Consider the following 13,233-nt stretch of genomic DNA (forward strand, 5'->3'; position numbering starts at 1 on the left):
AACTCGCTTTCCACGGCATCTACACCTCCCGCAGAACAAAAGCGGAAAGTGTAACCCGTCTGTCCGGTACGAAATGTCACCTATGTCTCGGGCCGCTCACAACAGCTTGGACGTTTCATTCCGACACGTCGCGCTTCATCGACGACGATCGGCGCTTGTCCCGTGCTTTCGGCAAGACGGCCACACGTGGTCAGTGAAAACGATCGCAATGGTCTGAGCAGTGGCGCGCCCCTGCTGGCATGGTCGATGACCTGAGCCTGGCTCAGGCTCTTCGCTGGTTGAGATACCGAAGCGCGAGCCTGATGAAATTGTGCACCACCATTGACGTCTCGTCCGCCCTGAACACCAGAAACACGTCGGCTGTGGGCGGCGAGGGCCTGATCGGGCGGAATACGATGTCCGTGGTTGTGAACCGCTCAATCGACTGCGGCACGAGTGCCACACCAAAACCTGCGGCAATCAGACTTGGGATCGACTGGGCATCGACGACTTGCTGGGAAACCTTTGGGAGAAAGCCGGCGTCGACACAGCACTTCTGCACGTAGCGGGCGAAATCGGAGCTGTCCGGATCTAGGACGACGTGATCCTCGGAGGCGAGATCGCCGAGGGCGATGCGTCTGCGTTGCGCCAGCCGATGGCTGCGGGGCAGGGCCAGAACGACCTCTTCGCGCCACGCCAGCTTGCTGGTCAGGTCGCGCTCGGCGGGAACACCGCGAATGAGACAGATGTTGGTGGCACGGCTGAGGAGCGCGGCGATTTGCAGCGACGGCGCCTGCTCATGCACCGTCATCTTGACCAATGGCGCAACCTTCCGATAGGCCGCGAGCAGCTCGGCGAGACGACCGCGCAGGATGGAGCCGGTCGCCCCGACATCCAGCGTTCCGACCAAGCCGGCGCCGATCGACCGAACCTCGTCTTCCGTGGCTTTGACCTGCTGCAGGATCGCGCGCCCCCGCACCAGCATGGCTTCGCCGGCCTGCGTCAACTCGACCCTGCGGCTGGTCCTGTAGAGGAGCTGGGTGCCGAGTTCGGCCTCGAGCGCCTGGATATGTTGGCTGAGCGGCGGCTGCGAGAGGTTCAGCCGTCGGGCGGCAAGGGTGAAGCTGCGCTCTTCGGCCACCGCGATGAAGTACCGGAGCTGGCGCAGATCCATAGTGAAACCCTATCAATCGTGTCGTTCTATATATTGGACTCGGCAGCGAGGCTGGTCAACGAATGACCGATGGAGACCTCGCGCGTGCTGCCGCGACCGAACGGCTCCATCCGCGGCGACTTCACGTCGCCGCCAACGCTAAGAGTGGCGAAGGCTAAAGGCCGATTAAGCCAGACAAATGGAAGCCCAGGGAGCGAGGAAAGCCATGCCCAAGATTTTCAAGTCACTCTTCTTCCAAGTGGTCGTTGCACTCGCGGCCGGCATCGCTCTCGGCATGGCCTATCCGGACACTGCATTGCAGATGAAGCCGCTGGGCGACGGCTTTATCAAACTCATCAAGATGCTGGTGCCCGTCATCGTGTTTTGCGTGGTGGTGCAGGGAATATCGGCGGCCGGCGACCTTTCAAAGGTTGGAAGGGTGGGCATCCGCTCGCTTCTCTATTTCGAGATCGTCACCACCATCGCCTTGGTGTTCGGCATCGCGCTTGCTTACTATTTCCAGCCCGGCGCCGGAATGAACATCGATCCAAGGACGCTGGACGCCAAGGCGCTTAGCGGGTTCAGCCAGACCGCCGCTCAGGTCGCCGGCGGGGGCGTCTCCGAATTCCTGATGAAGCTCATCCCGTCGACCATCGTCGGAGCCTTCAGCTCCGGGGATGTTCTGCAGGTCCTGATCGTCTCGATCATGTTTGGTTGTGCCATGTCGTTGTGCGGCGAGCGCGCGAGGCCAGTCGTCGATTTCGTCGAGCGGGTGAACGAGATCATCTTCAAGATGATGAACTTCGTCGTCCGGCTCGCCCCGCTCGGCGTCTTCGGTGCGATCGCCTTCACTGTCGGCAAATATGGCATCGGTTCACTGAAGCAGCTCGGGGGGCTTGTTGCCCTGTTCTATCTGGCGGTGTTCTTCTTCGTGGTCGTCGTGCTCGGAACGATCATGCGGCTCTCGGGCTTCAGCCTGTTCAAGTTGCTGGTCTATCTGCGTGAAGAGCTGATGATCGTTCTCGGCACGGCCGCAGGCGACAGCGTGCTTCCGCAGACCATGCGCAAGCTCGAACAGCTCGGGATCAAGCGGTCGACGGTCGGTTTGGTCATTCCGACAGGGTACTCATTCAATCTGGATGCCTTCTCGATCTACTTGACCTTGGCGGCGGTCTTCATTGCACAGGCGACGAACACACCGCTCGCCACGGGCGATCTCCTGGCGATCCTCGGCGTCGCGTTGCTCACCTCCAAGGGAGCTCATGGCGTCCCGGGCTCGGCCATTGTCGTCCTCGCGGCGACGCTGGCAGCCATTCCGGCCATCCCGGCGATCGGACTGGTGCTGATCTTGTCGGTGGACTGGTTCATCGGAATCGCCCGCGCGCTCGGCAATTATGTCGGAAACTGCGTTGCCACGGTGGTCGTCGCCTCGTGGGAGGGGGACCTCGATCGCGCGAAGGCGCATCGCATTCTCGATGGTGAGATCGTTCCTTCAAGCGAGAACGTGCAAATCGATCCGGCCGGCCCGAACGCTCCCGTCGCGGGCCTGCAGACGCTTTGAACGCAGAGGCATGTGGTTGATATGGCAAAACTCTCGGTCGAGCCCTTGACGAGGCAAGCCTTCGCTCCGTTCGGAGAGGTCGTCGAAACGGAAGGGTTAACGCCCCTGTCGATCAACCAGGGATATGCCGTGCGCTACAACGACCTCGCCAATATCGATGTCGGTGCGGACGGCGGACAAATCAACTTCAGCTGGTTTGTCGCCTCTGCGCGGCCCGCGCCGATCGTAATTCGCTTGATGGAGCGCCATCCACTTGGAAGCCAGCTATTCATGCCCCTGAACGGAGGAAACTGGCTGGTCGTCGTTTGCACCGACCCACACACAGCCTCGAGTTATCGGGCGTTCGCTGCCAATGGCAACCAAGGCGTGAACTATGCCCGAAACTGCTGGCACCACCCGCTTCTGGTGGTCAAGGACGCAAGCTCGTTCCTTGTCGTCGATCGAAAGGGGGGTGGTAACAATCTCGAAGAATATTGGCTGGACGAGACGATGCAACTCGATCCCAAGACGGCCGCAAGCTGACCCCCCGTAACGTCCACGAGGCTCGATGATGTCATCGCAAACCTATCACATCCCGCAAGGGGGCCTTCCGCCCCAGACGGATCTTCTAAGTGGCCGGGCGGTCTTTACCAACGCCTACGCGGTCATCCCCAACGGCGTGCAGCGCGACATCGTCGTCAGCCACCTGCCGCACTGGGAGGACACGCGCGTCTGGGTGCTGGCGCGACCGCTCTCCGGATTCGCGGAGACGTTCTCCCATTATCTTATGGAGATCGCGCGGGATGGAGGAAGCGAAGTTCCCGAACCCGACAAAGACGCCGAGGGCGCGTTGTTCGTCGTGGGCGGCAGGTTGCTCCTCAAATTGGCGGACGAGGAGCATGAGCTCAGGCCCGGCGGCTTCGCCTATCTGCCACCCGGCTGCGCCTGGAGCATTCGCAACCGGGGCCAGAGCCCGGCGCAGCTTCACTGGATCCGCAAGCTGTATCAGCGCGTGCCCGGATTGGCGGAGCCCGAGGCGATTGTGACCCATGCAGACTCGGTTGAACCGGTACCGATGCCGGGCACTGAGGGAAGGTGGGCGACCACGCGCTTCATCGATCCGGCCGACATGCGGCATGACATGCACATCAATATCGTCACGTTCGAGCCGGGTGCGACGATCCCCTTTGCAGAGACGCACGTCATGGAGCACGGATTGTATGTCCTCGAGGGCAAGGCCGTGTACCGCCTTAATCGGGACTGGGTCGAAGTCGAGGCCGGAGACTATATGTGGCTGCGCGCCTTCTGCCCGCAGGCGTGCTACGCAGGAGGCCCCGGTCGGTTTCGCTATCTGCTTTACAAGGATGTCAACCGGCACATGAATCTGCGGCAGGGAGCTCCGCTGATTTAACCTTGAGTAACGTCGGTTTTGGGCAAGCCGGCTTTGGCTAGAACCGACGATCCGGGCCGGGCCGCAGACTTCCCACTCGGCGCGACGCCGAATATGTGGGCGCGCCCGGGCGATCAATCCGCTCAGGAACCATCGCCGCAAGCACGAGTTTCCCGGTCGGGCGGGGCGAAGGTCACACGAGGCCGACCGTGCAAGACGACATGCGTGTGCGCTCCACGGCGCAGATCGCGGGCCATCCCATTCATCCGATGCTGGTGCCGATCCCGATCGCGTGCTTCATCGGGGCGCTGCTGACCGACATCGCCTATGTCGCGAGCGCCGAGGTCATGTGGGCGAATTTTTCCGCCTGGCTTCTGCTCTTCGGCGTCATCTTCGGCGTGCTCGCGGCCATTGCAGGCCTCACTGATTTCCTCGGCAACCGACTGGTGCGGGCGCAGCCGCCGGCGTGGCCGCATCTGATCGGCAACGCTGTGGCGCTGATCCTTGCGATCTTCAATACGATGATTCACATGCGCGATGCCTGGACCTCGGTGTGGCCCACCGGGCTCGCTCTTTCGGTGATTACCGTGCTGATCCTGCCCGTCACCGGCTGGCTCGGCTGGGCCATGGTGTATCGCCACGGCGTCGGAGTTGCACGATGATGGCAAAGCTCACCCGCGCGCTGCTGTGCTCTTCGTTGCTGTGTCTGGCCGGCTGCAATGACGGCAATGGCGATCCCAAGGCGCAAATCGGCCCCAATCCGACGCTGCCGGATATCCAGCAATATCTGCTGCCGCCGGTCCACATCGCCCGCATCGTCGGCTGGAAGAAGGACGAGACACCGACCGTTGCGCAGGGCTTGCAGGCCAAGGCGTTCGCAACCGGGTTGCAGCATCCGCGATCCCTCTATGTGCTGCCCAATGGCGACGTGCTGGTGGTGGAGTCCAAGGCGCCGAAGGGCGCCTCGATCAAGCGCCCCAAGGAAATCGTGATGGGATATGTCGAGTCCTGGGCGACCTCGGGCGGCGGCGACAGCGGGCCGGGTAACCGCATCACGCTCCTGCGCGACAGCAATGGCGACGGCGTGCCTGACACCCAAAGCGTCTTCCTCGACCATCTCAACTCGCCGTTCGGCGTCGCGCTGGTTGGCAACGATCTCTATGTCGCCAACACCGACGCGATCGTGAAATATCCCTACACCGAGGGCGACACGAAGATCACCGCACCCGGCACGGTGCTGACGCCGCTGCCAGGCGGGCCGATCAATCATCATTGGACCAAGAGCCTGGTCGCTAGCCCCGACGGCTCAAAGCTCTATGCCGGCGTCGGCTCCAACAGCAACATCACCGAGAACGGCATGGAGGCCGAGCACAATCGCGCCGCCATCCTCGAGGTCGATCGTGCCAGTGGCCGCTGGCGCCTCTTCGCAAGCGGCCTGCGCAATCCGAACGGCCTCAGCTTCGAGCCACAGACCGGCGCATTGTGGACAGTGGTGAACGAGCGCGACGAGATCGGTCCCGATCTCGTGCCCGACTACATGACGTCCGTCAGGGACGGCGGCTTCTACGGCTGGCCTTACAGCTATTGGGGCCAGCACGTCGATCCCCGCGTCAAGCCGGAGCGGCCGGACCTCGTCGCTAAGGCGATCGTGCCGGACTATGCCCTGAGCTCGCATGTCGCCCCGCTGGGGATGGCTTTCTCCGCCGGCACCAGCCTGCCGGCCGCCTATCGCAACGGCGCTTTCGTCGGGGAGCACGGCAGTTGGAACCGGCAGGTGCTGAACGGCTACAAGGTCGTGTTCGTGCCTTTTGCGGACGGCAAGCCGAGCGGACCGGCGCAGGACGTTGTCACCGGCTTCCTCAACAGCGACAATCACGCGCGTGGACGCCCCGTTGGCGTTGCCATCGACAAGACCGGCGCGCTGCTGGTCGCCGACGACAGCGGCAACACCGTGTGGCGGGTGACGGCGGCGCATCCGCAGCTGACGCAACGTTAGGCGCGCCCGCGCGTTATCGGGCAGACGATCTCTGAACGCAAAGCCGGGAGTTTGGACAATGGGTCTTGCTCAATACGCCGTCGTGCCGGTGCAGGACGAATGGGGCGTGCTGCACGACGGGGACGTCAAGAGCCGATACGCTACCAAGGAAGCTGCATTCGAGTCGGCGGTTGCCGCGGCATCCTTGGCCCTTCGTGAGGGACATGAAGTCCATGTCAGCGTGCCCGGCCGTGACGCAGGCGAGACCGCGCTCGGTGTCTAGGGGCCGCGGAATAGCATCTAGAGGAGGCCACGATGACCAAGCCTCGTGAGCAGAATGGCGTCGAGCCGCCGCTGTCCGAAGACGACATCCAGCGCGATCAGCTCGGCCCGCGCGGCGTCCCGGATGCGCCAGACCCCGCCAAAATGACCCCGCAGCGCGAAAAGAAGACGCCGAAGCATATCGCGCCGGGCCACACGTCCTGACACGGGCGTGCTCTGCGGCTGGCGCCGCGGTGCCATTCGGAACCGATATTCCCGCAAGCTGAGTCTACCGGTAAAACGGGCTTGCTGGCGCGATCCGCGCCCGGCGGGCAGGCGATATCGGGAATGCGGTTCTTGAAGTCTGACAGCAGGCTAATCGGCGTCCTGCTGGTGCTCGCGATCACGCAGCTGGTCGGGTGGGGCACGATCGGGCTTCCCGCCATTGTCGGGCGCGATCTTGCAGCCGATCTGGGCATGAGCCTGCCGGCGGTATTCGCGGGGACATCCGTTCTTTACGTCGCGATGGGACTGTGCGCCCCCTGGCTCGCCAAGTCCTTTGCGCGGCATGGCGCGCGGCCGATCATGATGATCGGCACGGTCGTGACCGCGCCGGGCTTCGTGCTGCTGTCGCTGGCGCGCGAGCCGATGCTCTATTTCACGGCCTGGATCGTGCTCGGCATCGCCGGCAGCGCGACCTTGTCGACCGGCGCCTATATCATGCTGAACGAGGTCGCCGGTAGGCAGGCCAAGAGCGCGATCGGCGCGCTCATGCTGGTGACGGGACTGTCCAACAGCATCTTCTGGCCGGCCACCTCGTTCCTGAGCAGTCACCTCGGCTGGCGTGGAACATGCCTCGTCTATGCAGCCACGACGCTCCTCGTTTCGCTTCCGCTCTATGCGTTCGCGGCTCCGCGTCGGAGAGGCGCGGATAGCGATGGCGGTGCGCCGGCCGAACCTGTAGAGCCTGCAATTGCGCGGAGCACGTTCCGTCTCGTCGTTGCCGCGATCACCCTCAATGCCTTCGTCAATTTCGGCGTTTCCGCCATTCTCATCGAGCTGCTCCGCGCGGAGGGGCTGGCGCCAGCACAGGCCATTGCCTTTGGCTCGATGCTCGGTGTGATCCAGGTCAGCGCGCGCGGACTGGACTTCCTTGGAGGCGGGCGATGGGACGGCATCACGACCGGCCTCGTCGCAGGCACGGCATTGCCCGTGGCGATGCTGCTCCTGATGATCAGCGAGGGTACGACCTGGGCGGTCGCGGTCTTCATCCTGCTCTATGGCGCCGGCAGCGGCGCGATGGCGGTGGCGCGCGCGACCATCCCGCTGGTGTTCTACGATCAGGCCGAGTTCGCCAAGGCGATGTCGATGATCGCGCTGCCGCTCAATCTCGCCTCCGCAATCTCGCCGCCGCTCCTCGTCGGATTGCTCACGGAGTTTGGCAGCCGCGCTGCGCTCGGTCTCACCTTCGTCTGCTCCTGCGCAACCGTGCTGATCCTGGTCCTGCTCGGGCGGCGGCGGCCGCGAACCGCTGCTGCAGCCCTGACCTAAGACAATCTTCGCGGCGCGGAATTCGACATCAGGCCGATCCTGCTGCCGGGCGGGGATGGCCGTATGCCGCCAGTGCAGTGCTCGACGCCCGAAAATGGTGTATCCGCGGGGTGCGCGGCCAGAGCTCTCGAGCCGCCGCGCCAAGATCCCAGTTCCCCGGAGGAAATCGACATGTCGGCTTTGCCGCTTTCAGGCATCAAGATCCTTGACCTTACCCGCGTGCTCGCGGGGCCGCTGTCGGCGCAGATGCTGGGAGACCTCGGTGCGGAGGTCATCAAGATCGAGCGGCCGGGCACCGGCGACGACGCGCGCGCCTTCGGCCCGCCTTACCTGACCGATCCCGAGGGCAAGGCGAACAACAACAACTCGTTCTACCTCTGCGCCAACCGCAACAAGAAATCGGTCACCGTCAACATCGCCAAGCCCGAGGGGCAGGCGATCATCCGCGAGCTCGCCAAGGACGTCGACGTCTTCATGGAGAATTACAAGGTCGGCGATCTCAAGCGCTACGGCCTCGACTATGAATCGATCAAGGCGATCAATCCCGGCATCATCTATTGCTCGGTGACCGGCTTCGGCCAGACCGGCCCATACGCGCCGCGCGCCGGCTACGACGCGATTTTGCAGGCGATGGGCGGGTTGATGAGCGTCACCGGCCATATCGATGGCGAGCCGGGCGAGGGCCCGATGAAGGTCGGTCCTTCCATCGTCGACTACATGACCGGCATGAATTCATCGATCGGGATTCTCTCCGCGCTCTACCACCGTGACGCCAATGGCGGGGCGGGACAGCACATCGACGTCTGCCTGTTCGATACCGTCATCGCATCCCTGTCGCACTGGCTCCAGATCTACCTCGTCAACGGCAAGACCCCGCCGCGCCGCGGCACCTGGGGCAATGGCGGCATGCCGGCCGGCGTGTTCCGCTGCACCGATGGCGAGCTGATGCTGGTGGTCGGCAATGACGGCCAGTTCCAGCGCACCTGCGCCGTGCTCGGCGCGTCCGAGCTCGCCAGCGATCCGCGCTTCATCAAGAACAACGACCGCGTCGTGCACGGCAAGGAGATCATGGCGATCTTCGCCGGCCTGTTCCTGAAAAAGCCGGTAGCCTATTGGCTGGAAAAGCTGGAGCAGGCCGGCGTGCCCTCAGGGCCGATCAACAATTTCGAGCAGGTGTTTTCCGATCCGCACGTCCAGTCGCGCGGCATGCGGGTGAAGGTCAATCATCCCTTCGAGCCCGATCTGTCGCTGGTTCGCAACGCGCTCACTTTGTCGGAGACGCCGATCAACGACTATCGCGCGCCGCCGCTCTTGGGCGAGCATACTGAGGAGGTGCTCGCCGGCAAGCTCGGCTATGGTGCAGGCAGGATCGAGGAGCTGAAGCAGCACGGGATCATTTAGCGGTCGCTTCGCTCTGTCCGCGAGCCCAACTCGCATCGAGCAAGCCGGCGCGAGCCGGCTTGCGTGAAGCTTGTGCGCAATCCCCAGATAATCCCGATCCGTAGTCGCACAGGCTTTCGCTTCGCGCCCGATTCTGATCCGATCTTCCCACTTCAGCTCGGGAGGGAAACGAATGTCCTACACGATCGGGTTCCAGGCCAAGAACCAGAAGGGTATTCTGGCGACCGAGGCGGCCACCGCCAATCAGGCCGTCGCCATCATTGCCGCGCTGCGGCAAAGTTCCGATGAGATCAAGTTCATCCGTTCGCCCCAAGAAGGTGAGATGGGCATCGAGATGCTGCTGCTGCTGGCCAAGGAAGAGGCCGAGGAGATGCCGCAGCGGGCGTAACCCCCTGCACACGAAATTCCGACGTCTCCCGCAGCGGGAAGTGAGGCCGTATCGGCCCTGAGCGAGCCTGTTTGATCAGCGCGCGTTGCGTGCCAGCGCCGGCGCCGGCGCCTTCGTCTCGCTCCGGCCCGCCGTCAGCGCCATCGTCGCGACGCGGACGACGCGCGCGACCACGTCCTCGACGTTATCGAGGTCGCATTTGCCCTCCGACAGCTTCGTCAGCCGCTCGCTCTCACGGATGGTGTGGTGCGCCATGGCGAGCGCGAAGTTCAGGCCCCAATAGATATCGACCTCGCTGCGGTCGGGCAGGGACCTGCGCATCGCGCCGGCAAATTTGCGCAAATGGTCGATCTCGCGGTTCTTGATGCGGCGAATCGGCGGCACGGACTCGATCGAGGCGCGGATCATGAAGCGCGCCGCGGTCGAGCGCTGGTTCTCGGGGCCGAGGCAGCCGCGCAGGGTGGGTCCGACCAGCGCGCGCAAGATGACCTCAATCGGTGCGCAGCCGCCGCCCTGTTCTTCCGCCGCCTTCAATTCGCGCAGGCGCTCGCGATTGGTCGCGATCGAGCGCGAGACGAACAATTCCGCGATCAATTCATCCTTCGAGCCGAAATGATAGTTCACCGCGGCCAGATTCACATTGGCCGCCGCGACGATGTCGCGCAGCGTCACGTCGCCGAAGCCGCGATCGGCATAGAGCCGTTCGGCGGCGGCGAGAATGGCAGACCTCGTATGATCGCTGGCCATGGGTGCCCTGGATGAGGGGAGTTGCAATTCAAACAGTTGTATGAAACTATCGTTTGAAGGTCGGAATTGTCAATCCGCAATCGGGACTCGTTCGCAACTCGCGATTCCGTTCCGAACGGCCGCAAGGCGCGCGCATTCGCGCTTGCGGGCGGCGCGCGGCGGCAGGACAGTTCGGCGCCAGAGAAATTGTTCAAAAAGCAAAACGAGGAGCGTCCCATGGATTTCGATCTGTCGCCCAAGCAGAAGGAATGGCTCGACCGCGTGCGGTCTTTCATGACCAAGCACGTGCGCCCGGCGGTGCCGGTCTACGACCAGCAGGACAAGAGCGGCGACCGCTGGAAGGTGATTCCGATTCTGGAAGACCTCAAGAAGAAGGCCAGGGCGGAAGGCCTGTGGAACATGTTCATGCCGCCGTCCGAGCACGAGGACGACGAATTCCGCGGCGCGGGACTGACCAATCTCGAATACGCGCTGCTGTCGGAAGAGATGGGCCGCATCACCTGGGCTTCGGAAGTATTCAACTGCTCGGCGCCCGACACCGGCAACATGGAAGTCTTCATCCGCTACGGCACCAAGGAGCAGAAGCGCAAATGGCTGCGCCCGCTGATGGACGGCGAGATCCGCTCCGCCTTCCTGATGACGGAACCGGCGGTGGCCTCGTCGGACGCCACCAACATCGAGACCCGCATCGAGAAGGACGGTGATTACTACGTCATCAACGGCCGCAAATGGTGGTCGTCCGGCGTCGGCGATCCCCGCTGCAAGATCGCGATCCTGATGGGCAAGACCGATTTCAAGGCGGCCAAGCACCAGCAGCAGTCGCAGATCCTGGTTCCGCTCGACACGCCCGGCATCAAGGTCGAGAAGATGCTGCCCGTGTTCGGCTTCGACGATGCGCCGCACGGCCATGCTCAGGTGCTGCTCGAGAACGTGAGGGTGCCGAAGGAGAACATCCTGTTAGGGGAAGGCCGCGGTTTCGAGATCGCGCAGGGCCGGCTCGGCCCTGGCCGCATCCATCACTGCATGCGCACGATCGGCAAGGCCGAGGAGGCGCTGGAGAAGATGGTGAAGCGGCTCGCCTCGCGCACCGCCTTCGGCAAGAAGATCGTCGAGCACTCGGTGTGGGAGCAGCGCATTGGCGAGGCCCGCACCAATATCGAGATGACGCGTCTTCTGTGCCTCAAGGCGGCCGACATGATGGACAAGGTCGGCAACAAGACTGCGCAGGCCGAGATCGCCATGATCAAGGTCGCAGCTCCCAATATGGCGCTGAAGATCATCGACGAGGCGATCCAGGCCTTTGGCGGCGCGGGCGTGTCGGACGAGGCCGGCCTTGCCAAGGACTACGCCCACATTCGCACGCTGAGGCTCGCCGACGGTCCGGACGAGGTGCACAATCGCGCCATTGCCAGACTTGAACTTCGGAAGTATGCAAACTCTCCAAGTCACTAAAATTAAGCGGGAGAGCCGGACGGCGCTCCCGACTTGAAGAAACGACAGGGCATGATCCGCGTCGGATGACCGCTTGACGCAAGTGCGTCAGTGGTTACCGATTAGGATCATGCTCGACCTGAAATGGTCGGGACTGAAGAGGGAGCGTCACCGTGGCTGACGGCGTCAGGAAAGACGAGGAGTTCTCGGGCACCAAGCCAGTCGAGGAGCGGCATCGTTTCGACGAGCTGCGGCTCGAGGCCTGGATGCGCGACAACGTCGAAGGCTATGAGGGCCCGCTGGTCGTGCTCCAGTTCAAGGGCGGCCAGTCCAACCCGACCTACCGGCTCGACACGCCGAACCGTTCCTATGTGATGCGTCGAAAGCCATTCGGCAAATTGCTGCCTTCGGCGCACGCCGTCGATCGCGAATACCGCGTGATTGCAGCGCTTGGAAAGCAAGGCTTTCCGGTCGCACGCGCCTATGCGCTGTGCCAGGACGATAGCGTCATCGGCGCTGCCTTCTACATCATGTCGATGGAAGAGGGCCGCGTGTTCTGGGATCCAACGCTGCCGAGCCAGAATGCCGATGTGCGCCGAAAGATCTTCACCAGCAAGATCGAGACGCTGGCGAAGCTCCACATGTTCGATCCGGTTGCGATCGGCCTCGGCGACTTCGGTAAGCCCGGCAATTATTTCGCGCGCCAGATCGACCGCTGGACCAAGCAGTACCGCGCCTCCGAAACCCAGCACATTCCTGAGTTCGAGAAGGTGGCCGAATGGCTGCCCAAGACCGTGCCGGAGCAGGCGCGCGTCTCCATCGTCCACGGCGACTATCGCCTCGACAACATGATTTTCCACGCGACGGAACCGCGGGTGCAGGCGGTGCTGGACTGGGAGCTGTCGACGCTCGGCGATCCCATGGCCGACTTCACCTATCTGTTGATGCAGTGGATCATGCCGGGCCTCGAGGGCGTCGACCTCAAGGCGCTCAACATCCCGAGCCTGGAAGAGGCCGCGCAAATCTACTGCAACGTGACCAAGATGAGCGTGCCGGACCTCAACTGGTACTTCTCCTACAATCTGTTCCGCCTCGCTGGTATCACGCAGGGTATCGCCGGCCGTATCCGCGACGGCACCGCCGCCAACGCCAAGGCGCTGGAGTCGGCCAAGCGCACCGTGCCGCTGTCAAAGGCCTCATGGGACTACGCGCAGAAGGCGGGCGCGGTATAGGAAGGGCGAAGGCGCGGCCGCTGGCCGCGCTTTTTTGTTTGCGTCGCCGTCCCCAAACACGCGATGTCAGTGCCCGCGAAGGCGGGCAATCAAGTATTCCAGAGGCAGCACCGCCTGGACCGAGATGTCGCGGCGTACTGGATGCCGAGCACGGCTTGATGGTTGGCCAGATCGAGGCCGGCTGC

Annotated in this window: 15 protein-coding genes; 13 read left to right on the plus strand and 2 right to left on the minus strand. The window is 63.3% G+C overall.

The features are described 5' to 3' along the window. Nucleotides 1-197: hypothetical protein (locus tag IVA87_RS34570; protein ID WP_247337560.1), on the plus strand; the 197-nt coding region annotated here is incomplete at its 5' end. Nucleotides 198-262: 65 nt separating this feature from the next. Here IVA87_RS34570 and IVA87_RS34575 read toward each other — a convergent pair. Continuing rightward, complete coding sequence (locus tag IVA87_RS34575; RefSeq protein WP_247298215.1) at nucleotides 263-1,153, minus strand: LysR substrate-binding domain-containing protein; 891 nt, start codon at nucleotides 1,151-1,153, stop codon at nucleotides 263-265. 205 nt (nucleotides 1,154-1,358) lie between these two features. Between IVA87_RS34575 and IVA87_RS34580 the strand changes: the two genes are divergently transcribed. From IVA87_RS34580 to IVA87_RS34625, 10 genes are all read left to right on the plus strand, one after another. After that, complete coding sequence (locus IVA87_RS34580; protein ID WP_247337562.1) at nucleotides 1,359-2,693, plus strand: C4-dicarboxylate transporter DctA; 1,335 nt, start codon at nucleotides 1,359-1,361, stop codon at nucleotides 2,691-2,693. Between the two features lie 21 nt (nucleotides 2,694-2,714). Beyond that, nucleotides 2,715-3,215 carry an ureidoglycolate lyase gene (locus IVA87_RS34585; RefSeq protein ID WP_247298217.1) on the plus strand — a complete coding sequence of 167 codons (501 nt, stop codon included), beginning with the start codon at nucleotides 2,715-2,717 and terminating at the stop codon, nucleotides 3,213-3,215. A 28-nt stretch (nucleotides 3,216-3,243) separates the two neighbouring features. Then, a complete protein-coding gene (locus IVA87_RS34590) occupies nucleotides 3,244-4,083 on the plus strand; it encodes a bifunctional allantoicase/(S)-ureidoglycine aminohydrolase (protein WP_247298270.1) in 840 nt (279 codons plus the stop codon). Between the two features lie 188 nt (nucleotides 4,084-4,271). Beyond that, the gene (locus tag IVA87_RS34595) at nucleotides 4,272-4,724 is read left to right on the plus strand and encodes a DUF2231 domain-containing protein (RefSeq protein WP_247337564.1); all 453 of its coding nucleotides are present in this window, start codon (nucleotides 4,272-4,274) and stop codon (nucleotides 4,722-4,724) included. After that, nucleotides 4,721-6,058, plus strand: coding sequence for a sorbosone dehydrogenase family protein (locus IVA87_RS34600; RefSeq protein ID WP_247337566.1), 1,338 nt, complete (start codon nucleotides 4,721-4,723; stop codon nucleotides 6,056-6,058). Before IVA87_RS34595 ends, IVA87_RS34600 begins: the two co-directional genes overlap by 4 nt. A gap of 58 nt (nucleotides 6,059-6,116) precedes the next feature. Further along, a complete protein-coding gene (locus tag IVA87_RS34605) occupies nucleotides 6,117-6,320 on the plus strand; it encodes a DUF2188 domain-containing protein (RefSeq protein WP_247337568.1) in 204 nt (67 codons plus the stop codon). A gap of 32 nt (nucleotides 6,321-6,352) precedes the next feature. Beyond that, a complete protein-coding gene (locus IVA87_RS34610; protein WP_247337570.1) occupies nucleotides 6,353-6,523 on the plus strand; it encodes a hypothetical protein in 171 nt (56 codons plus the stop codon). Between the two features lie 123 nt (nucleotides 6,524-6,646). Then, nucleotides 6,647-7,849: an MFS transporter gene (locus IVA87_RS34615; RefSeq protein WP_247337571.1), complete on the plus strand. Its 1,203-nt coding sequence runs from the start codon at nucleotides 6,647-6,649 to the stop codon at nucleotides 7,847-7,849. Between the two features lie 171 nt (nucleotides 7,850-8,020). After that, nucleotides 8,021-9,250: a CaiB/BaiF CoA-transferase family protein gene (locus IVA87_RS34620; protein WP_247337573.1), complete on the plus strand. Its 1,230-nt coding sequence runs from the start codon at nucleotides 8,021-8,023 to the stop codon at nucleotides 9,248-9,250. Between the two features lie 172 nt (nucleotides 9,251-9,422). Further along, nucleotides 9,423-9,638, plus strand: coding sequence for a hypothetical protein (locus IVA87_RS34625; RefSeq protein ID WP_247298256.1), 216 nt, complete (start codon nucleotides 9,423-9,425; stop codon nucleotides 9,636-9,638). Between the two features lie 75 nt (nucleotides 9,639-9,713). Here the strand turns inward: IVA87_RS34625 and IVA87_RS34630 are convergent, their stop codons facing one another. Beyond that, complete coding sequence (locus IVA87_RS34630) at nucleotides 9,714-10,385, minus strand: TetR/AcrR family transcriptional regulator (RefSeq protein WP_247337575.1); 672 nt, start codon at nucleotides 10,383-10,385, stop codon at nucleotides 9,714-9,716. Nucleotides 10,386-10,601: 216 nt separating this feature from the next. Here IVA87_RS34630 and IVA87_RS34635 point away from each other — a divergent pair, with 216 nt between their 5' ends. Then, nucleotides 10,602-11,837, plus strand: a complete 1,236-nt coding sequence (locus IVA87_RS34635; protein WP_247337577.1) for an acyl-CoA dehydrogenase family protein — start codon at nucleotides 10,602-10,604, stop codon at nucleotides 11,835-11,837. A gap of 152 nt (nucleotides 11,838-11,989) precedes the next feature. Beyond that, entirely contained in the window at nucleotides 11,990-13,048 is a 1,059-nt protein-coding gene (locus IVA87_RS34640) for a phosphotransferase family protein (RefSeq protein WP_247337579.1), read from the plus strand. The last annotated feature ends 185 nt before the right edge of the window (nucleotides 13,049-13,233 follow it).

Source organism: Bradyrhizobium sp. 147 (assembly GCF_023073935.1).
Lineage (GTDB): Bacteria > Pseudomonadota > Alphaproteobacteria > Rhizobiales > Xanthobacteraceae > Bradyrhizobium.